Origin of the sequence: Pantoea sp. RG18 (assembly GCF_025910075.1) — a bacterium.
GTDB classification, from domain to species: domain Bacteria; phylum Pseudomonadota; class Gammaproteobacteria; order Enterobacterales; family Enterobacteriaceae; genus Pantoea; species Pantoea agglomerans.
Genome location: NZ_JAPCIL010000002.1, coordinates 683,046 through 701,170, shown reverse-complemented (window position 1 = coordinate 701,170; position 18,125 = coordinate 683,046). Strand labels below are relative to the sequence as shown.

Annotated in this window: 25 protein-coding genes; 22 read left to right on the top strand and 3 right to left on the bottom strand. The window is 50.8% G+C overall.

Going from position 1 to position 18,125, the window contains the following annotated elements:
- Positions 1-3: 3 nt before the first annotated feature.
- The gene (locus tag OK409_RS03685; RefSeq protein WP_264366778.1) at positions 4-846 is read right to left on the bottom strand and encodes a phage repressor protein CI; all 843 of its coding nucleotides are present in this window, start codon (positions 844-846) and stop codon (positions 4-6) included.
- 108 nt (positions 847-954) lie between these two features.
- On the opposite strand from OK409_RS03685, the gene OK409_RS03680 reads away from it, so the two are divergent.
- The 9 genes from OK409_RS03680 to OK409_RS03640 all read left to right on the top strand — a co-directional run bounded on the left by OK409_RS03680 (position 955) and on the right by OK409_RS03640 (position 7,633).
- Positions 955-1,356 (top strand): hypothetical protein, encoded by a 402-nt coding sequence (locus OK409_RS03680; RefSeq protein WP_003854592.1) that lies wholly within the window; start codon positions 955-957, stop codon positions 1,354-1,356.
- Between the two features lie 31 nt (positions 1,357-1,387).
- The gene (locus tag OK409_RS03675; protein ID WP_264366777.1) at positions 1,388-1,897 is read left to right on the top strand and encodes a phage regulatory CII family protein; all 510 of its coding nucleotides are present in this window, start codon (positions 1,388-1,390) and stop codon (positions 1,895-1,897) included.
- 9 nt (positions 1,898-1,906) lie between these two features.
- Positions 1,907-2,095, top strand: coding sequence for a phage filamentation protein Fil family protein (locus tag OK409_RS03670; RefSeq protein ID WP_150038211.1), 189 nt, complete (start codon positions 1,907-1,909; stop codon positions 2,093-2,095).
- A complete protein-coding gene (locus OK409_RS03665) occupies positions 2,059-2,400 on the top strand; it encodes a DUF5347 domain-containing protein (protein WP_264366776.1) in 342 nt (113 codons plus the stop codon). The genes OK409_RS03670 and OK409_RS03665 overlap by 37 nt, the downstream gene beginning before the upstream one ends.
- A 67-nt stretch (positions 2,401-2,467) precedes the next feature.
- Positions 2,468-2,698, top strand: a complete 231-nt coding sequence (locus tag OK409_RS03660) for a DUF2732 domain-containing protein (protein ID WP_264366775.1) — start codon at positions 2,468-2,470, stop codon at positions 2,696-2,698.
- A complete protein-coding gene (locus OK409_RS03655) occupies positions 2,698-2,922 on the top strand; it encodes a TraR/DksA family transcriptional regulator (protein ID WP_264366774.1) in 225 nt (74 codons plus the stop codon). The genes OK409_RS03660 and OK409_RS03655 overlap by 1 nt, the downstream gene beginning before the upstream one ends.
- A complete protein-coding gene (locus OK409_RS03650) occupies positions 2,922-5,150 on the top strand; it encodes a replication endonuclease (RefSeq protein WP_264366773.1) in 2,229 nt (742 codons plus the stop codon). Before OK409_RS03655 ends, OK409_RS03650 begins: the two co-directional genes overlap by 1 nt.
- A 109-nt stretch (positions 5,151-5,259) precedes the next feature.
- The gene (locus OK409_RS03645; RefSeq protein ID WP_182685716.1) at positions 5,260-5,436 is read left to right on the top strand and encodes a hypothetical protein; all 177 of its coding nucleotides are present in this window, start codon (positions 5,260-5,262) and stop codon (positions 5,434-5,436) included.
- 295 nt (positions 5,437-5,731) lie between these two features.
- Entirely contained in the window at positions 5,732-7,633 is a 1,902-nt protein-coding gene (locus OK409_RS03640) for an NACHT domain-containing protein (RefSeq protein WP_264366772.1), read from the top strand.
- Between the two features lie 23 nt (positions 7,634-7,656).
- Here OK409_RS03640 and OK409_RS03635 read toward each other — a convergent pair whose 3' ends face one another.
- Positions 7,657-8,685 (bottom strand): phage portal protein, encoded by a 1,029-nt coding sequence (locus tag OK409_RS03635; RefSeq protein WP_264366771.1) that lies wholly within the window; start codon positions 8,683-8,685, stop codon positions 7,657-7,659.
- Entirely contained in the window at positions 8,685-10,448 is a 1,764-nt protein-coding gene (locus OK409_RS03630; RefSeq protein WP_264366770.1) for a terminase ATPase subunit family protein, read from the bottom strand. Before OK409_RS03630 ends, OK409_RS03635 begins: the two co-directional genes overlap by 1 nt.
- A gap of 144 nt (positions 10,449-10,592) precedes the next feature.
- On the opposite strand from OK409_RS03630, the gene OK409_RS03625 reads away from it, so the two are divergent.
- The 13 genes from OK409_RS03625 to OK409_RS03565 all read left to right on the top strand — a co-directional run bounded on the left by OK409_RS03625 (position 10,593) and on the right by OK409_RS03565 (position 18,104).
- Complete coding sequence (locus OK409_RS03625; RefSeq protein ID WP_264366769.1) at positions 10,593-11,441, top strand: GPO family capsid scaffolding protein; 849 nt, start codon at positions 10,593-10,595, stop codon at positions 11,439-11,441.
- 52 nt (positions 11,442-11,493) lie between these two features.
- Positions 11,494-12,603: a phage major capsid protein, P2 family gene (locus OK409_RS03620; RefSeq protein WP_264366768.1), complete on the top strand. Its 1,110-nt coding sequence runs from the start codon at positions 11,494-11,496 to the stop codon at positions 12,601-12,603.
- Between the two features lie 3 nt (positions 12,604-12,606).
- On the top strand, positions 12,607-13,275 hold the full coding sequence (locus tag OK409_RS03615) for a terminase endonuclease subunit (protein WP_187484194.1): 669 nt from the start codon (positions 12,607-12,609) through the stop codon (positions 13,273-13,275).
- A gap of 91 nt (positions 13,276-13,366) precedes the next feature.
- Positions 13,367-13,837 carry a head completion/stabilization protein gene (locus OK409_RS03610; protein WP_150043895.1) on the top strand — a complete coding sequence of 157 codons (471 nt, stop codon included), beginning with the start codon at positions 13,367-13,369 and terminating at the stop codon, positions 13,835-13,837.
- Positions 13,837-14,040, top strand: a complete 204-nt coding sequence (locus OK409_RS03605) for a tail protein X (protein ID WP_031592803.1) — start codon at positions 13,837-13,839, stop codon at positions 14,038-14,040. The genes OK409_RS03610 and OK409_RS03605 overlap by 1 nt, the downstream gene beginning before the upstream one ends.
- Positions 14,041-14,042: 2 nt before the next feature.
- Positions 14,043-14,261, top strand: a complete 219-nt coding sequence (locus tag OK409_RS03600) for an HP1 family phage holin (protein ID WP_064704197.1) — start codon at positions 14,043-14,045, stop codon at positions 14,259-14,261.
- Positions 14,245-14,754 carry a lysozyme gene (locus OK409_RS03595; RefSeq protein ID WP_264366767.1) on the top strand — a complete coding sequence of 170 codons (510 nt, stop codon included), beginning with the start codon at positions 14,245-14,247 and terminating at the stop codon, positions 14,752-14,754. Before OK409_RS03600 ends, OK409_RS03595 begins: the two co-directional genes overlap by 17 nt.
- Entirely contained in the window at positions 14,751-15,173 is a 423-nt protein-coding gene (gene lysB / locus OK409_RS03590) for an Rz-like lysis system protein LysB (protein ID WP_264366766.1), read from the top strand. Before OK409_RS03595 ends, lysB begins: the two co-directional genes overlap by 4 nt.
- Complete coding sequence (gene lysC / locus OK409_RS03585; protein ID WP_264366765.1) at positions 15,070-15,342, top strand: Rz1-like lysis system protein LysC; 273 nt, start codon at positions 15,070-15,072, stop codon at positions 15,340-15,342. The genes lysB and lysC overlap by 104 nt, the downstream gene beginning before the upstream one ends.
- Positions 15,275-15,742: a phage tail protein gene (locus OK409_RS03580; protein ID WP_264366764.1), complete on the top strand. Its 468-nt coding sequence runs from the start codon at positions 15,275-15,277 to the stop codon at positions 15,740-15,742. Before lysC ends, OK409_RS03580 begins: the two co-directional genes overlap by 68 nt.
- Positions 15,739-16,188, top strand: a complete 450-nt coding sequence (locus tag OK409_RS03575) for a phage virion morphogenesis protein (RefSeq protein WP_264366763.1) — start codon at positions 15,739-15,741, stop codon at positions 16,186-16,188. Before OK409_RS03580 ends, OK409_RS03575 begins: the two co-directional genes overlap by 4 nt.
- Before the next feature lie 20 nt (positions 16,189-16,208).
- Complete coding sequence (locus OK409_RS03570) at positions 16,209-16,754, top strand: hypothetical protein (RefSeq protein WP_264366762.1); 546 nt, start codon at positions 16,209-16,211, stop codon at positions 16,752-16,754.
- 9 nt (positions 16,755-16,763) lie between these two features.
- Complete coding sequence (locus OK409_RS03565) at positions 16,764-18,104, top strand: adenylate/guanylate cyclase domain-containing protein (protein WP_264366761.1); 1,341 nt, start codon at positions 16,764-16,766, stop codon at positions 18,102-18,104.
- Positions 18,105-18,125: the final 21 nt, after the last annotated feature.

Here is an 18,125-nt window from a genome sequence, read left to right as displayed (position 1 = left end):
TCCTTAAAAATTATAATCCATCGTTAAAACCACCTTCCCGGCGGTATCCACTTCATCAGCGCCACAAGTAAAATTACTTCCCTTACTCATCACGTTAATTTTCTTTCCAGGTAAAATAGAAACATCATAAACGTCGTATTTATCGTCAATACCCAGCAACCATCGGCCATTGCTTAGCTCACCGACATTCATGTCTACAACCCATGCTGACTTATTACTTGAAATGAAAACAGGTTCGGAAACATTATGAGAAATAAAACTTAAGTTTATTTCCCAGAGTCCAGACTCATGCAAATTACCAGTTACTAAAGTTTTGTGAGGAATCAAATTCCCAGTGAGTTGCTCTACTGACTTAGAGTGTTGCATGCCCTTCCCTGTTGCCAGCCACTGAAGATCAACTCCAGTTTCTAAAGCGCAGGCAACAACTACATCACCAGGAAAATAGTCCCTTCTAATCCAAGTGCTGACTGTTCCCGACGAAATTCCTAATAGTTCGCAAAGTTGCTTTTGAAGGGTGAAACCATAAGCATCCATGATTCTGCGCAGCACTGCTTTACCACCATTGGATGTGATTTCCTTCAAAAGAACTTCGCCAGAAGGCAGGTCTACAGCTCGATCTAAGTTTGCATTTGCAAGCTTTCCATTCAAAAGCCATTGCAGATCTACGCCGGTATCAAGCACACACTTAATAATAGCGCTACCCGGCACGCTATTACGTTGAGACCATGCACTTACGTTATTTGAAGGAACATTGAGGGCTTCAGCCAATGCACGCTGTGTCGTTACACCATAAGCCGAAAGTAACCTCTCAATCACTTCTTGGGCATTTGCCCCTAAGTTAGGCATACATAACCAACCACAAAAGTAGTTTACATGAGCACAATTGTGATCTAACGTATGTACACACCACATGTAACACCGTAGAACACGTTATTTAACTGGAGATATTGCGTTATGCATACTGAAAATGCAAACAGTCAGAACGCATTTGACTTAGTGCAATCTCAAGATTTTATTGCCAATGTCGCAGCGATTTTGATGCCAGCCATCAGCGAAGCAGTGAACGACGCCGTAAACAAAGCCGTCACGCTCGCCACATCCCCAACAATGTCTAAGCAGGACTTTGCTGCAGCCAACCGTATCAGCCTGTCAGTGCTGGAAAAATGGATTGCTAACGGCGTAGTGCTGCTCGCCCCTACCCCATCTTTCACCTATACACAGAACCGTACCAACCGTAAGACCGGTGAAGTGGTAGAGACCACTATGACCAAACATGGCAATCCGCTTATCAATGTTGCTGCATGGCGTGAAAAGAACCGCCAGCAGGCAATCAAATGCCGCTATATCAAACCATAACTTGATTTTGCAAGTTAAGAAGGATCTGAGCATGTTTGATTTCAAGGTTTCTACCCATACCCATTACGACGATGCCTGTCGCAAATTCGCGTTAGCTCACAACATGGAAGACGTCGCTAAGCAGTCCGGCATGCGTGCGCAAACTCTGCGTAACAAGCTGAATCCAGAACAGCCGCATCAGCTTACCGTCTTAGAGGTTTTAGCTCTTACCGATGTCACTGAAGATGCAACGTTAGTAGATGGCCTGCTGGCGCAAATCCAGTGCCTCCCCTGTGTGCCGGTAAACGAAGTCGCTGATGAAAAATTTCCCCTGTATGTCATGAAAGCCACCGCAGAAGTAGGTCAGTTAGCAGCTGGGGCAACGTCTACAGAACCTATGACAGCCAACTGTAAACGTGGCCTGCTGCAAAACGTTAATAGCGGTATTCGCTGCTTAACACTGGCTGCAATGGCGGTACAGGCGCGTATTCAGGCTAACCCGGCACTGTCCTCAACCGTCGATGCCATCAGCGGTATCAGTGCATCATTTGGCATGAGTTGAAGGGTAATTATGATCTCATTGGCAGCAAGGCTTAAACGCCAAAGCCCATCCATGTCATACGGACATGGCTGGATCATGGGAGAAAACGGTAAGCGCTGGAACCCGGCTATTCCGTCGTATTCAGAAGTAAAAGCACAGGCATTACCTAAGAGAGGCAAATCATGGCTATCGAAGGCGATTCCATGCTGGTCGAACTGACAGCCGGTCAACGTGTTGCCGCGCTGAATCATGTTGCACTGCTTCGCGCGCAACTGATGGGCGGTAATTGTGAAAAAGATGTAGCCCGTTTTATTGCTGGAATGCGCGATGTTACTGACAGCAATTATCAGGATAACAAGCGTGCTTTAAGTGCCATTTTCTTTCTGGCAAACATCGGTAAAGACCGGCACTCAGCCGATTTTTCTGATCTCACTACTGATGAAAGAAACGCAGTGATTCGCGCAATGAACCACCTGAAAGCCGTTGTGAGTTTGTTCCCCAAACGAATGACTATTTCGAACTAAATAACCCAAAGCAATTAATTGGCGTAAACCCGCCGGGATTCGCTTTGCCTGAATAAAGGAAAATCGCATGCTGAATAAATTATCTGGTACCACTAAGCCTGGTTGCTATATCGAACTCGATATGATGCTGAATGATGCGCGTCGCGAAGAACGTCGCGGTCGTGCTGACCTCATGATATCCCGCCTTAACATCCTGGCCTCGAAAATTCGCCATGAAGAATTAACTTGTGTCGAAGCAGCCGAGCTACTTAATCAGGAAGCAGAAAAAATCCAGGCTCAGATTGAGGAGGCGCACTAATGACTGACTCAATGGACATCGTACAGCAGCGCACCGATGAAATGCTGGCTCGCAACATCGCCAATATCGTCAATCGCGCGCCTGCTATAAGCGCCTCATTTTGTGAAGACTGTGATGCCCCAATTCCTGAAAAGCGCCGCCGCGCATATCTGGGTGTAACTCGCTGTGTTTCCTGCCAGGAAATTGAGGAACAGTGCAGTAAACACCGGCAGGGTAATACCTGATGCATGAGGAATTTGCTTACCCGTGGAATGCTCCACGGGAAGCTATCGCCAGCCCTTATGCCACCTATGAGGAAATGCACTGCCGCAGTCAGATGATTGCGGCTTTAGTGCATGCGCAGGAATTACTCGAAAAGCAGCCAGCGCTGATTCAGATTGATGTAAGGCGTCGGGTTAGTGAGCTGGAAAAAACGCAGGGTATTGATCGTGCCAATGCGTACTTAGCGAAAACTTTCGTTGAGCGCACATTGCCACGCGTTGAAACCGTTAATTCTCAATATCGTCTCGGCGTGATGAAGGGGAGCACATTAAGTTTACTCGGCGGTAACGCAACCCAGCGCGACAATGCCGCGGTAGCAGGTGGCCAGCTTTTCAATCTGATGCGCCGCTTTAACCGCCTGCCGGATATGGCTCGGGCCGACGTCGATTTGCTGGCTGGGGATATGGCTAATTTCATCCTGGCCGAGCTGGTACAGGCACACGCGCAGGCCAGTGACGAGTCAGACTACAAATACACGCACCGCATATACATGACTGCTGCCACCATCACCCGCGAGATGAGCCAGACGCCTCCCCTGTGGGAAAAGGTCACGTCGCGCCTTTTTGACCCGGAGGAAGTTACTCCAGCAATCCTGCGTATGCAGACGGAAAAATGGTGGAAAGGCAGGCTGCGTCGCGTCGCCGCATCATGGCGTGAACATCTCCAAATCGCACTGGCAAACGTCAGCAAAAAGCATACCCCCTATGCCAGCAGCATGACCGTTTCTGAGTGGCGTGAGCAGAAGCGCCGTACCCGTGAGTTTTTAAAGGGAATGGAGCTGGAAGACGAGGAAGGCAATCGCATTAGCCTGATCGAGAAATACGACGGCAGCGTAGCTAACCCGGCGATCCGCCGCTGCGAGCTGATGACCCGCATTCGCGGCTTCGAAAACATCTGCAACGAAATGGGCTTTATCGGCGAGTTCTACACCCTCACCGCCCCAGCTCGCTATCACGCCACAATAAAAACAGGGCATCGTAACCGCAAATGGAACGGTGCCAGCCCGGCCGACACGCAGCGTTATCTCTGCAGCGTCTGGCAGAAAATCCGCGCCAAGCTGCACCGCGAAGAAATCCGCATCTTCGGGATCCGTGTTGCTGAGCCTCATCATGACGCGACCCCACACTGGCACATGCTTATGTTTATGCGCCCGGAGCAGGCTAAGCGCGTGCGCGAGATTATGCGCGACTACGCCTGGCAGGAAGACGGCAGCGAGCTGACAAGCGACAAAGCCCTTAAGGCCCGCTTTCACGCCGAGGCTATCGACCCGGAGAAAGGTAGCGCGACGGGTTACGTTGCTAAATACATTTCCAAGAACATCGATGGCTACGCGCTCGATGGCGAGACAGACGATGAAAGCGGCAAAGACCTGAAGGAAACCGCCTCGGCCGTTTCCGCATGGGCGGCACGCTGGCATATCCGGCAATTCCAGTTTGTGGGCGGCGCGCCGGTCACGGTTTACCGCGAACTGCGCCGCATGGCTGACAGCGAAACCGCGCACGGCCTGAGCGTTGAGTTTGCCGCCGCGCATGACGCAGCTGATGCAGGAGACTGGGCCGGATACGTTAACGCGCAAGGAGGCCCGTTCGTGCGCCGCGACGAGCTGGCTGTGCGCACCTGGTATCAGGCAAGCGAAGACTTTAATGAATACGGTGAGGAAACCGTGCGCATCAAGGGCGTTTACGCAACTGAAGTTGGCGACGATACGCCAATTTTAACCCGTCTGATGCAATGGAAGATTGTCCCGAAACGTGCCGTTGATTTGGGTTTTGAATTTCAGGACGCGCCCGCGTCCTCTCGGAGTTCTGTCAATAACTGTACGGAGCCAACATGCTCTGAAGCAGCTATCGATTTCACAAAGCCCCCTACTCGCGCCGAGCGAAGAAGGATCATTAAGCAATTAAGAGAAAAGCCAGCGCAGGAGCAACCTGAGCCGGACAAATATCACACTGAACTAAGTCATTGCACAGAACGGGAAACGTTGAAAAAGAGTTTCTTCGAGATCTCCAGGCTAACACTGTCCGACGGTGAAGCTGTCCGCATGATGAAAGGCCATACAATCAGGGTTGGGGAGCTTTCTTACTGGAGCGGTACAAGCGGCTATCTGTTCCATAGACGGCGCAAAGATACCAATCCATTAAAGCGCTTCATTGCGCTCGCGAGAAAAAGGGGCATAAAGCTGCCTGATTAATAAAACGGCAGTCGGACTAATCTGATCCGCACGATTCTTTACGATTTGAAGTCACCGTGATACTGTTTATACATACAGTATTTTTTGACTAGAAGGAGTTAATCATTTGATGAACATAGATAATCTAAGTGAAACGGTTGCACGCATTCAGTTCGTTGCTGACATATCACTGATCGCACACTGCAAAGAAGATGAATTAAAAATGGCACTGTCGATGATCAGTGACATGGCAGGCACAATCGACACATCTGTTTTCGAAGCTGCCATATACTGCCAGGCTGAATGATTAATTGCCCCTTCTCTACCGTTCATTAGCCACCTTTTAGGTGGCTTTTTGCTTCTGCATCAAAATGCATATGCTTGCATGAATCCGCATGATCCAAATTGGATCGCTATGCGTTTGTAAGGCCAGAGCTGGCGCGCTCAGAGGTAGTACATGCACATGCATGAAAAGCGATACATAAAGCGGGCAGGCGTGGCGGGGATAGCATTGCGCGCGAGCATAGTTTAAGTAGCGTTTTATTCTTAATTTGAGTAATAATAATGTTGGATTATTATTAAAACTAAACCTAGGAGCGAACATGGATCCATTAGTTTCAGAGTTAATTAAGGCAACCGTAGGCACTGCAACCAAATTATTATTAGAGCAAGTTTTAAGCTCTAAATGGGATAAAAAATTATTAGGCGGCAAGAAAATAATTGAAGAATTAAATAAAGATGAATGTTATACATCTTTTCTAATTAAGCATGTGTCTCGAACATTAAAGATTAGAACCATACAAAGTCCTGAAAGTGATGTTTATCTTAACGAAGTTTATCATCCTTTAAAGATAAAAGAAGTAAATAGCTCTGAGAGTAACCAGCTTATCGTTCAAGATGGGTTTTTAATTCAGGATAGTAACTTCATCAATATTATTGGAATAGCTGGGCAGGGAAAAAGTACGATTTTAAGAAAGATTTTTATTGAGCAGCTTAAAATAGGCGAGAAAATCCCATTCTTTATAGAGCTTAGGAAAGCAGAAAAAGTTGGGGTGAAAAAATATTTAGAAATGATTCTTTTAGACTGTGGAATAGCTGCATCTGAAAAAAGCGTGATTGAGTTGTTAAAGAGTCACAAGGTTATCCTTATGTTAGATGGCTTTGATGAAATAAACTCTGAGTATGTTTCAACAGTCATGGATGAAATATTAAGTATAAATAATCAATTATCTACTCAGATGATAACTACAACGCGGCCCGATACTAGGATTTGCAATGAGCCAAACATTACAAACTACAAAGTAGAGTTTTTAAGTAAAGAAGACATCATTTCTATTATTAGCAAGCTGAATATAAAAAATGGAATTGATGCTGACTTAATGCCAGCTTTACTGGAAACTCTCTCTAAAAATGATAATTTATCAGAAGTAATGAATTTGCCAATCTTAGTAAATTTGTTTTATGTGAGCTATCCTTATTTAGATTCTGTTCCTGAAAGTGCAGTAGATTTCTACTCGAGTTTATTCGTAACTTTATATTTGCGGCATGATAAGATAAAAAATCACGATCGTGAAAAATCATCCCCCTTAAGTTACAAGGAAGCTTTTGAGTGTTTTAATGCGCTATGCTTTATGTCACTGAATGATAGTAATTTAGATTTTACTGAGATTAGCTTGTCAAGATATGTTGAGTCTTCAATGAAGGTGAACGGATTACTTAACGACAAAAATAAGCCTGAAGATCTTTTGCAGGACTTTATAAAAGTTACATGTTTGATTCAAAAAGATGGTTTTAATAGATATGTATTTCTCCATAAGTCAATACAGGAATATCACGCTGCTGAATTCGTAAAAAACTTAAGCGTTGATAAAAAACCATCTTTTTATGAAGAGTTATCTAAAAGCATATGTTTTGATACGAAGTTCGCAAACGTCATTAAGTTTTTGATCGAGATTGAGCGCGAAAATACTATCAAGTTAATGTTGATACCTTTGTGCGAAAAATTCGATATTGATTGCTGGAGTTCTCCTAATGATAAGGAAGTTAATGATCTCTACATTTATCTATCTAATTCATTAAAAACCAATCTGACTGCCGTTAAGGATAAGGATAAGGATGAAAAAGTAAGGTTGCGATATAGCGGTATACCTATTCCATATCGAAAATACTCGTGGATGAATACCTTTACATTGAATGATTCAGGCTTAAATCATCTTGATGAAGTTGTGCTTTTACCTTTTTTTAAAGCAGATGATTTGTCTGTTGAAAAGAGTTACGAATTATTTTTAGATCTTTTTGACTCTGATCCAAGGTTAAGTAACAAGCCAGTTACTAGTGGGGCTATAACCTTAGAGTCAATTTCAAAAAGATTAGGGTTAGAATTCGAGATAAAAAAACAACTGAGAGAAAAAATGATAAAACTGTATGTTGAGTTGTACGAAGTGAACTTTAATAAAATAAAAAATGACGATGATGCTCTCAAAGGACATTTCAATTTTTTATAAAGGAAGGGGCAGTGCCCCTTCCTTTATAGTTGATAAGTTTTAAAATTAATAACTTCGAGCTCTAACCAACTATTCAATTCTTTAAATCTTTCTTGCAGTGGGGTCAGCTCATTACGAACAAAGACCTGCGATGCTTTCACTGCGTCACCGAATCCGCCGGAGTTGTCGGGGATAATCCCCATCATCTGCGGCGGTACGCGGTGCGCACTTAACAGGTCGTCGCGACTGGCCTTCTTGATGTTAAAGAAATCGTCTTTCGTCGCCACTTCACTGAGCGGCAGGATCTTTATGCCGTCCGGCTTACCGTTCGGCGCGTACATAAACAGGTTGCGGAAGTTACCCAGCCCTTTCGTGTCGCGCATCGCCTGGCGCATCCGGTCAACGTCGCTGCTGCTCTGCGCCGCGTCGGTCATATACAGGATGTAACCGGCGTGCGCGCCGTTCTGGTAATACTTGCGGCGGAACAGCGTTGCCGCCTCATTCAGCCAGGCGGAGTTAAGCGCGCTGAGGTATTCCGGCAGGCCGTAAAGCTCCTGATTAATATCCGGCTCCAGCAGGTGAAACACGCTGCTGGCCGAAAATTCGTGCGGCTCTTTCCAGTCATTCACAAACCAATAAACGCCATCCTTCACGCCTCTGCGTGTGAATTTGGCCGGTGTGGTTTCAAGGCGCAGCGGCTTACCCAGGCTGTTACGGCGCAGCTCGGCAAAGGCGTTACCGAAGACCAGATAATCCAGCGCAAACTTGCTGAACTCCTGCTGACTCATCATCGGGTGCGGAATAAACGTTGAGGCCAGAATGTTGCGCTTTACGTAAATCGGCGAGCTGTGATGCACGGCCGAGCGCAGGCTCTTAGCCAGCCCGCTAAAGCTGACCGGCGGCTCAAACCAGCGCCCGTTACCGATGCACTCGGCGTAATCCAGAATGTCGCGCTTATCCATGACCGGCGTCGGATCGCCAAAGGTAAACGCCTCGGCGTGCTGCTGCGGTGCGGTAGCCTGTAACGGCTGCGCGGTGGCGGTGTGAGCCTTGCGGCCTCTGCGTTTGCTCATCAGTAAAATTCCAGAATTGAGGGGTTAGCGCTGCCGCTGGCTGCGGTAAGCGGTTCGTTTAACAGTGCGTGCATGATTGCCCAGGCGACGTCGGCATGGCTGGCCTCTTCGCTGCGGCTCGCCTCATAGGTTGAGCGGTTGCCGCTGGCCGTCATGGTTTTGCGGATAGCCATAAACGACTGCGTGATGTCCGTCGCCCCGGCGTCATACTCAAGCCGCCCGCTGCTGATGGTGTCTTTTGCCTTGAGCACCATTGCCGTTTTTACTTCCGGCGAGTATTTGATTTCCCGCGCGGCCGGGTAAAACTGGCGTACCAGCTGGAAAACGCCCTGGCCGATACCGGTTGCATCCACGCCGATATATTCCACGGTGTATTTTTTCGTTAAGTCCTCGATAGATTTCGCCTGCGCGGCAAAGTCCATGCCCCGCCACTGGTGGCGCTCCAGCACGCGGAATTTCCCACCCGCAACGAGCGGCGGCGCGATTACCGCACAGCCTGCGCTGTCGCCCGTATGCGACGGGTCATAACCGATCCAGACCGGCCGGAATGAAAACGGGCGCGGCAGGTACGGGTTAAAGTCTTCCCACTCTTCCAGGCTGTCGATCATGCAGCTCTGCAGCTCGGCGAACGGGAACACGCTCGCCTCGTCGTCGACAAACTCACACATCAGCAGGTTCTGATATTCCGCCGGGCTGTATTCAAGCTGCAGCTGGTTAATGTCGAACAGGTTGCAGCCGCCGGTGAGCGCATCCTCAACCGTGACGATCTGCCGCCACTGCCCGTCACCGCACAGTGCGCCTTTCGCCAGGTGAGAATGCGACAGGTCTATCTCGATGCGATCATCTTTGCTGCGCCGCCCTTTGTTAAACAGCTCGCCTGACCAGAACGGATAGGCGCTGTGCGACAGGGCCGACGGCGTGGAAAAGTATGTCGTGCGCCACTTCTTGTGCAGCGACATGCCGCTGGCAACTTTGCGCAGCTCCTGAAATTTCGGGATCCAGAAATACTCATCCAGATAGAGGTTGCCGGTGTAGCTCTGCGCGGTGCGCACGTTCGTGCCGAGGAATATCAGGCGCGCGCCGTTCGGCAGCACGATGGGATCGCCTTTCAGGTCAACGTCAGCCTGACGGGCAAAGTCGATAATGTAGTTCTTAAAGACGTGCGCCTGCGCCTTACTGGCTGAGAGAAAAATCTGGTTGCGCCCGGTGGTCAGCGCGTCTATCAGCGCCTCACGGGCAAAGTAGAACGTTGCGCCAATCTGGCGGCTCTTCAGAATATTGCGGATGCGATGAGTCAGCCCGGCGCGGTGCCAGTTGAGCTGATACTCAAAGCAGTTATCCATAAACACGCCAGTCAGCTTGTCGATCTGCTCGTCGCTGAACTCGTTTTTAACAACCGGCTGGCGCTCGCCACGGTTGCGGTTGCGCACGTTCGGATTTAGGTCGGCCTCGTTGCCGCTGCTGCGGTATCGCTCAACGCGGGCAAGGCGCTCAATCTGACGGCCGAGCGCGTCTATCTCTTTGTAATCACCATTCCCCTTTACCTCTTTCATGATGAGCTGGATCAGCCGGGCTTCCATGCTGGATTCAACGCGACTGATGGGCGCAACGTTGTCCCACGCATCTCGCAGTTTCCAGCTCTGCACGGTTGGCGTTTTCTGTCCGAGCGTCTCCGCAATCTGGCGCACGGAATAACCCTGCCAGTAAAGCAGCGCAGCCTGACGGCGCGGATCGCTGATGATGGTTGTCGGTGTCGTTTTCATACCGGCAAGGCTACCGGTGCCGAAAATGGCGCGCCTGCTGTCCCTGTTTGCTGATGCATCAGCGGGCTGGCATTCGTTGAGGGATTGTGTGGCGACGGGGAAACTGGCCCCGAACCGACCCAACACCTGACCGGAGCCTGATTAATGGCAGCAATCAAAGCAAAGCGTTTTCGTATCGCAGTTGAAGGCGCAACCACTGACGGCCGCGTCATTTCCCGTGACTGGATTTCGCAGATGGCGAAAAACTACAGCCCGGAAATGTACGGCGCACGTATCAACATGGAGCACATCCGGGGCTATGCCGCCGACAGCACGTTTCGCCGCTTTGGCGACGTGACCGCCGTCGAGGCCGAAGAAATCGGCGACGGCCCGCTCAAGGGCAAGCTGGCCCTTTACGGGCATATCGATCCGACGCCGGAGCTGGTCGAGCTGACCAAAGCGCGCCAGAAAATCTACACCTCCATTGAAGTTAACCCTGAGTTCGCCGACACGGGCGAGGCGTATCTCGTTGGCCTGGCCGTCACCGACGACCCGGCAAGCCTCGGCACTGAGATTCTGAGCTTCAGCGCCACGGCCAAAGTTAACCCGCTGGCGTCCCGCAAGCTGGATAAAGGCAACCTCTTTACCGCCGCTGAAGAAACCGTGATCGAGTTTGAAGAAGTGGCGGAGCCTTCACCGTCCCTTCTGACGCGTATCACTGCCATGTTTACCGGCCAGAAAAAGGCCAGCGGCGAGCAGTTCGCCGACGTCAGCGCAGCGGTAACGGCCGTCGCCGAGCAGGTGCAGCTGAATGCGGAGAGCCAGACGCAGGAACTGTCGGCGCTGGAGCAATCCGTCAGCGCGCGCTTGGAGGCCATCGAGCAGCAGGCCGGGGAAGACCGCGCCGCTTTCGCTGCGCTGCAGGGCCAGCTATCGCAGACCGACGGCAGCTTTACCCGCCGCCCGGCGGCAACCGGCAGCGATCCGAAGTCCGGCGCGCAGACCGACTGCTAATCAGGCGTGGCCTGAACGTTAAAACCCAACACAGAGATAAACAGGAACGCCAATGCGTAAGAATACCCGCTTTAAGTTTAACCAGTTCATGACCCGCCTCGCCGAGCTTAACGGCGTCGAAACCGACGACATGAACAAGAAATTTACCGTTGAGCCGTCGGTCACGCAGACCCTGATGAGCCGCGTGCAGGAGTCTTCCGACTTCCTGACCCGTGTCAACATCGTGCCGGTGTCCGAAATGAAGGGCGAGAAGATCGGGATCGGCGTATCCGGCTCGATTGCCAGCGTGACCGACACGGCAGGCGGCGATGAGCGCGAAACTGCTGATTTTGCCGCGCTGGATAAGCAGGGTTACGAATGTGTGCAGGTCAACTACGACTTTCATATCCGCTATAACACGCTCGACCTGTGGGCGCGTTATGAAGATTTTCAGGCCCGTCTGCGTGACGCCATCGTGAAGCGCCAGGCGCTTGACCGCATCATGATCGGCTTCAACGGCGTGACCCGCGCCAAAACCTCGAACCGCGCTAAGAACCCTATGCTGCAGGACGTGGCCGTGGGCTGGCTGCAGAAGTACCGCAACGATGCACCGGCGCGCGTGATGAGCAAAATCACCGACGAAAACGGCACCGTCGTCTCTGAAAAAATCCGCGTCGGCAAAAACGGTGATTACGCCAACCTTGATGCGCTGGTGATGGATGCCACCAACACCCTGATCGAGCCGTGGTATCAGGAAGACCCGGAGCTGGTTGTTATCGTGGGCCGTCAGCTGCTGGCTGATAAATACTTCCCGATCGTCAACCAGTCGCAGGCCAATACCGAGCAGCTGGCCGCTGACGTCATTATCAGTCAGAAACGTATCGGCGGCCTGCCAGCGGTGCGCGTGCCTTACTTCCCGGCTGACGCCATGTTTATCACCCGCACCGATAACCTGTCGATTTACTGGCAGGAAGGCACGCACCGCCGCCTGATTGACGAAGTGCCGAAGCGCGACCGCATCGAAAACTATGAGTCCATTAACGAGGACTACGTGATCGAGGATTACGCGGCCGGTTGCCTGGTTGAAAACATCGAAGTCGGTGAGTTCGCTGCACCTGCAGCCACAACGCAGGAAGCAGCGGCAGAAAGCGGCGCTGCTGGCACCGAAAAAACGGAGGCGTAACGCATGTTAAGCCCTGCCCGACGTCATCGCATGCGCCAGCAGGCTATCGAAGCCTCGCAGAACGCCGACAACCCGCTGCGCCACGCCAGCGGCTATGAGCAGATGCTCATCAAGCTGAACGACGACAAGCGCCGCCTGAAGAAAGTGCACTCTAACGAGCGCAAGGCGGAAATGAAGCGTCAGCTGCTGCCTGAGTACCTGCCGTGGGTGTCAGGCGTGCTGGAGAAAGGCAAAGGCGCACAGGATGCCGTGCTGATGACCGTCATGATCTGGCGGCTCGATGCGGGCGACGTGCCCGGCGCGCTGGAGATTGCCCGGTATGCGCTGACGCATGGCCTTGTGTCGCCTGACGGCTTTAAACGCGCAAGCCTGCCTTACCTGCTGGCCGAAGAAGTGGCCAGCGCGGCAACGCGCGCCTGGACGGCAAAAGCGCCGGTCGATGTAGACCCGCTGCTGGCAACCATTGCGATGACGGAATCCGAAGACATGCCCGATCAGGTGCGCGCCAAGCTGCACAAGATAACCGGGTATGTGCTTCGCGATGCGGGCAGGGCTTCGGAGGCGATGACCCACCTTGCAAGGGCGCATCAGCTGCACGACGGCTGCGGCGTCAAAAAAGACATTGAGCGGCTGGGAACGGCGATGAAAAAACAGGCCATCGCCAGCCGCTGACCGAACGCGACCCCGCGCACGGGCGGCAGGACGGCAACGCACTTTCAGTGTCTGCGCCGTCCTCCACCGCCCACCTATTCAAAGGCCGATTATGAATAACACGGTTGTTATCCCCGCCCCGCGACCGGCAGACGCTGCCGAGCCGCCGGTAAAGAATACGTTTTTCTGGCCTGACGTTGACCTGCAGCAGCTGCGCGATTCGCTGCGCTATGAGGGAACGGTCACGGCGCAGCGCCTGCGCCTGGCCGTGAAGACGGCAATTTCTGAAGTGAACGCCGAGCTGTACGACTGGCGCGCCGCGCAGATTGCGGCGGGCTTTAAGGTGCTGGCCGACGTGCCTGCGGAATCGCTGGACGGCGAGAGCGAAAAGATTACGGCCTACCTTGCCGCCGTCGGTGCGCTGACCGCCGCGACTATCGTTGAGCGCTATCGCGGCTACGACGCCAGCGGCACAAAAAAGGCAGGCGAAATCGAGGCGAGCGCCGACGAGTACTGGCGCGACGCGCGATTCAGTATCAGCCGCATCGCCGGTAAGCCTGGCTGCATTGTGGATCTGCTCTGATGAACGTTTACGCGCAGCAGGGCGATACCGTTGACGAAATCTGCCAGCGCTATTACGGGCGTACCGGGCAGGCCGTCGGGCTGGTTTATGCGGCTAATCCGGGCCTGGCCGAAAGCGGGCCGGTGCTGCCGCACGGCTGCGAAGTGACGCTGCCCGATCTGCCTGAATCTTCAGCAGGTGAAACCGTCAACCTGTGGGACTAAAAATGGAAAAAATCAGTTCTGTGATCAACTACCTGATTGGCCTCATCCTGATGTGGTTCGGCCGTCATACGCCACAGGATATCGCCTTTATGGTCGGTTCCGGCGTGGCCGTTATCACTCTCATTACTAATGTTGCGACGTTCTTTATCAACTGGCATTACCGCCGCAAAACCTATGAGCTGCAGCGTCTGCGGGGGGTGAACCTTGAGCCAGACCGCTAAACGCTGCGCCGTGGTGGCCGTGCTGGCAATTGCCGCGCTGCTGCCACAGTTCAAAACCCTGAAAACGTCCGAGGCCGGGCTTGCGCTCATCGCCAACGCCGAGGGATGCCGCACATCGCCCTATCAGTGCAGCGCCGGAGTCTGGACGAACGGCATCGGTCATACCGAGGGCGTGACGCCGCAAAGCCAGATCAGTGAGCGACAGGCGGCGGTTAATCTGGTGTATGACGTGATGCGCATCGAGCGCGGGATCGATGCCTGTATGCGCAGCGATATGCCACAGCCGGTCTATGACACGGCCGTGTCATTCGCCTTTAACGTCGGCGTGCGCGCGGCCTGTAGCTCGACTTTTGCCCGTTACATCAGGCTGCAGCACTGGCTTGATGCCTGTAATGAGCTGCGGCGCTGGGTGTTCGTTAAGGGCGTGAGAAATCGCGGGCTGGAGAACCGCCGCGCGAATGAGACAGCCTACTGCCTGCGGGGTGCGACATGACGCGCCTGATAGCGCTGCTTCTGGCCGTCGCGTTGCTGGCGCTGGGCGTGACCGGCTGGCGGTGGAAAGTCGCGAAGGACGATCTGACCAGCGCACAGCGCATTATCGGTACGCTGTCGGCCGGTATCGAGAGCCGCGACAGGGCGATAGCCCGGCTGGATGCCGATGCAAGGGCCAGCCAGAAACGCGAGGCCGAGCTGCGGCTGATGCAGGGGCGTGCCAGCACGGCCGCGCTTAACCGTGAAATGACCATACAGAGAGAAACCGATGCGAATCCGATACTGCGTGACTGGTCTGCTGCTGCTCTGCCTGACGATGTTATCCGGCTGCACACCCGCCCGGCCTTCAGCAGCGCCAGAGATTATCTGGATTGGGTGTCCGCGCGTGACAAGCTGCCCGGTGCCGGGAAACAGCCTTAAAACGGCGGGCGATTTGGCGGCGGATAATCGCCAGCTTGAGGCCGCACTCGCCGCCTGCGGGCTGCAGGTCGAAATAATCAAAGACTGCCAGGAACAACACGATGCTGAAACCTCAACAGCTGCGCCAGGCGCTGACCGACAGCGTGCCGGAGCTGCAGCGAAACCCTGACGCGCTGAACGTGTTTATCGACAGCGGGCGCATTGTCTCGACGCTTGCCAGCTCGCTGTCGTTTGAGTACCAGTACCGGCTTAACATGGTCATTACCGACTACGCAGGTAACATCGACCTGCTGATCGTGCCGCTGCTGGCATGGCTGCGCACGAATGAACCCGACATTATGGCAAGCGAGGAAAATCGCCGGACGGGCTTTACCTTTCAGGCTGACGTTATCAGCGACACGGCCAGCGATATCAGCATTGAGCTGCAGCTGAGCGAGCGCGTGATCGTGAAGCAGGCCGACGACGGACTGCACGTAACCCACGTCGGCGAGAACCCGCTGCCGGAGAATGACGCCCGGCCGGTGCAGCTTTACGTCAAGGGCGAGCTGGTCAGCGAGTGGCAGACATGAGCGAACTGCAGCTGGTAAATGACCGGCTGGAGGCGCTTATCAACAGCCTGTCAGCCCCGGCGCGTAAAGAAATGGCGCGCAATATCGCGAAGAAGCTGCGTGCGAGTCAGCAGCAGAATATTAAGCGCCAGCGGGCACCTGACGGTACGCCGTTTAAGCCCCGTAAAACACAGCCGGTGCGCAGCAAACAGGGCCGGATAAAGCGCGAGATGTTCGCAAAGCTGCGCACCGCCAAATATATGAAGACGCAGACCAGCCCGAATGAGGCCGTGATCGAGTTTGCGGGCAACGTGCAGCGCATGGCCCGCGTGCATCATTTCGGGCTGCGCGACCGGCCGTCACGTAAAGGGAAAGAGGTGCAATACGAGGCGCGTCCCTTGCTAGGAATCAATAAAGGCACACTTGACATAATTGAGGAGTTGATCATTAATATCATTAAAGATTAATCCTATTGACTGGTGTTTTTTTGGGTCGCTTCATCGATAGCCGCAGAGATGATTCTGCGCAAAAAATTGAGCTTATGATAAAAATCATCTTAAGAACAGATGGTTACATTAATAGTGCCAACACTAAATCAACCATTCTATTAAGTTTATCATCTGCGCTACTTGCAGCAATTTTACTTAACTATGACAAGTTTCTTAATAAGCTAACTAATGCTGGAGATAAATACGTATTATCTGTGATAGCTTTAGCATCTATAGTTCTAATATTAATGGCCATTTTTCACTGTTTAAAGGGCGTGATTCCTTTTCTGAACCATTCTAATAAAAAAAATATTTTTTCTTTCGTTGATACTTTGTATTACTACAAAAATGTAAGTGAATACATCAATGCAATAAACGAAAAGAAACCTGCGGAGATGGTTAGTTCTTTAGCTTCATTAAATTTCAATTTATCGAAAGCTCTAATTGATAAATACGAAAATCAAAAAAAATCCATTGAATGCATTATATTGTCTTTAATGACGATTGGGTTAATGGTCTTGGTTATAATTTTTTCTCAAATATAGAGGTGCACAATGTCTATTGAAGATATTTATAAAGGGCTGGGTCGTTCTCTCGATGCAAAGCTTTCAAAGAAAAATACAAGTGACATTATTAAAAGCCAAGTTTTAAGTGATTCCAATGAGGCGTTTTTCGAATCAAGTAGTAGCGATTCCATGGCAGGTTTAGAAAGTTATACATCTTCGCCTGAAAGTTACGGAGTCAAGAATTTAGTAAGACACAAATTTGGAAAGCATGGTCAGATGCAAAAAAGCTTTGGATGCCACCCGGATTTCGAAGATATAGAACATGAAAATGAAATGCGGCATGGTTATGCTATTACGCTTTTTATGGACATAATAGGATCAACTAAGCTTGGAGTGACTTATACGCCACTTGAGGTGTTCGGAATAAAAAACGACATTATTCGCTGCGCAATTGAAACAATTGATTCTTTCGACGGTCATGTTCATAGAATAATGGGTGATGCAGTTATGGCTTTCTTCAGAAGTAACAGAAAGCAAAATGATGGTTTGGTTATGGACCATGCTATTGATGCATTAAATTGCTCTGTGTTCTTGATAGAGATGGTAAAAAAAGTAGTTTCCCCGAGGCTTGTTGATATGGGGGCAGATAAAATAGGTATTCGTATTGGCATCGACTATGGTAAAGATGAAGACGTCATCTGGGGGAAATATGGATATCATGGTTCCCATGAGGTTACTGCAACTTCATATCATGTCGATGTAGCAGCGAAGCTTCAGCAAAAAGCCCCGAAGAACTCTATATTAGTAGGAGATAACTTTGTAAACCTTCTTGGCTTTGATGAGCCATTTATTAGTGTATTAGAGAAAATGAAGTCTGGAGTTTACGAAAAGCAAGAGTTTGTCAGGCCAAACTATTTGAAAAAGGATGGGCAGCCAAGAGATTATAGGCAATTTTTGATAAATCATGAAGTTTATAAAAAACTGACCCCTATAGACTCTTACCCAGATACTCTACAAATTAGTGCAACTCTAAAAAAATCCAAAGATAGCCCCTCGCATGATGAATATGAAAGATGTTCTAGAAGCATTAAGAAAAGTACAGGGATATCATTCAAGGCTAAATATAAGAGCGTACCAGATAGAAAGTTGCGTTTTTTGTTTCGTGTTGAGAATACAGGTGTAGAAGCTGGTGAAAAGGAAGATAACGCAAATCATCAAGAATTTGTTGATGCAGTACATCAAGGTGATGGCAATTATTTTGCTAGGCACTGGGAAGGGACTTGGTATAAAGGGATTCACCATATGTTCGTATCGGTATGGTCTGGTGAAACTAGGATTACGCAGGAGGAGGTTTTCTCAATATTTATAACAGACTCTATTGAAAACTGAGATAATTAGTTCGTTAGTCCA

What these genes read in the sequence shown, in the direction of transcription:
- OK409_RS03630 (WP_264366770.1), bottom strand. Translation starts at nt 10,448, where the DNA reads ATGAAAACGACACCGACAACCATCATCAGCGATCCGCGCCGTCAGGCT.
- OK409_RS03600 (WP_064704197.1), top strand. Translation starts at nt 14,043, where the DNA reads ATGGAAAAAATCAGTTCTGTGATCAACTACCTGATTGGCCTCATCCTG.
- OK409_RS03575 (WP_264366763.1), top strand. Translation starts at nt 15,739, where the DNA reads ATGAGCGAACTGCAGCTGGTAAATGACCGGCTGGAGGCGCTTATCAAC.
- OK409_RS03655 (WP_264366774.1), top strand. Translation starts at nt 2,698, where the DNA reads ATGACTGACTCAATGGACATCGTACAGCAGCGCACCGATGAAATGCTG.
- lysC (WP_264366765.1), top strand. Translation starts at nt 15,070, where the DNA reads ATGTTATCCGGCTGCACACCCGCCCGGCCTTCAGCAGCGCCAGAGATT.
- OK409_RS03605 (WP_031592803.1), top strand. Translation starts at nt 13,837, where the DNA reads ATGAACGTTTACGCGCAGCAGGGCGATACCGTTGACGAAATCTGCCAG.
- OK409_RS03650 (WP_264366773.1), top strand. Translation starts at nt 2,922, where the DNA reads ATGCATGAGGAATTTGCTTACCCGTGGAATGCTCCACGGGAAGCTATC.
- lysB (WP_264366766.1), top strand. Translation starts at nt 14,751, where the DNA reads ATGACGCGCCTGATAGCGCTGCTTCTGGCCGTCGCGTTGCTGGCGCTG.
- OK409_RS03680 (WP_003854592.1), top strand. Translation starts at nt 955, where the DNA reads ATGCATACTGAAAATGCAAACAGTCAGAACGCATTTGACTTAGTGCAA.
- OK409_RS03685 (WP_264366778.1), bottom strand. Translation starts at nt 846, where the DNA reads ATGCCTAACTTAGGGGCAAATGCCCAAGAAGTGATTGAGAGGTTACTT.
- OK409_RS03565 (WP_264366761.1), top strand. Translation starts at nt 16,764, where the DNA reads ATGTCTATTGAAGATATTTATAAAGGGCTGGGTCGTTCTCTCGATGCA.
- OK409_RS03660 (WP_264366775.1), top strand. Translation starts at nt 2,468, where the DNA reads ATGCTGAATAAATTATCTGGTACCACTAAGCCTGGTTGCTATATCGAA.
- OK409_RS03580 (WP_264366764.1), top strand. Translation starts at nt 15,275, where the DNA reads ATGCTGAAACCTCAACAGCTGCGCCAGGCGCTGACCGACAGCGTGCCG.
- OK409_RS03670 (WP_150038211.1), top strand. Translation starts at nt 1,907, where the DNA reads ATGATCTCATTGGCAGCAAGGCTTAAACGCCAAAGCCCATCCATGTCA.
- OK409_RS03665 (WP_264366776.1), top strand. Translation starts at nt 2,059, where the DNA reads ATGGCTATCGAAGGCGATTCCATGCTGGTCGAACTGACAGCCGGTCAA.
- OK409_RS03645 (WP_182685716.1), top strand. Translation starts at nt 5,260, where the DNA reads ATGAACATAGATAATCTAAGTGAAACGGTTGCACGCATTCAGTTCGTT.
- OK409_RS03675 (WP_264366777.1), top strand. Translation starts at nt 1,388, where the DNA reads ATGTTTGATTTCAAGGTTTCTACCCATACCCATTACGACGATGCCTGT.
- OK409_RS03625 (WP_264366769.1), top strand. Translation starts at nt 10,593, where the DNA reads ATGGCAGCAATCAAAGCAAAGCGTTTTCGTATCGCAGTTGAAGGCGCA.
- OK409_RS03635 (WP_264366771.1), bottom strand. Translation starts at nt 8,685, where the DNA reads ATGAGCAAACGCAGAGGCCGCAAGGCTCACACCGCCACCGCGCAGCCG.
- OK409_RS03640 (WP_264366772.1), top strand. Translation starts at nt 5,732, where the DNA reads ATGGATCCATTAGTTTCAGAGTTAATTAAGGCAACCGTAGGCACTGCA.
- OK409_RS03620 (WP_264366768.1), top strand. Translation starts at nt 11,494, where the DNA reads ATGCGTAAGAATACCCGCTTTAAGTTTAACCAGTTCATGACCCGCCTC.
- OK409_RS03615 (WP_187484194.1), top strand. Translation starts at nt 12,607, where the DNA reads ATGTTAAGCCCTGCCCGACGTCATCGCATGCGCCAGCAGGCTATCGAA.
- OK409_RS03610 (WP_150043895.1), top strand. Translation starts at nt 13,367, where the DNA reads ATGAATAACACGGTTGTTATCCCCGCCCCGCGACCGGCAGACGCTGCC.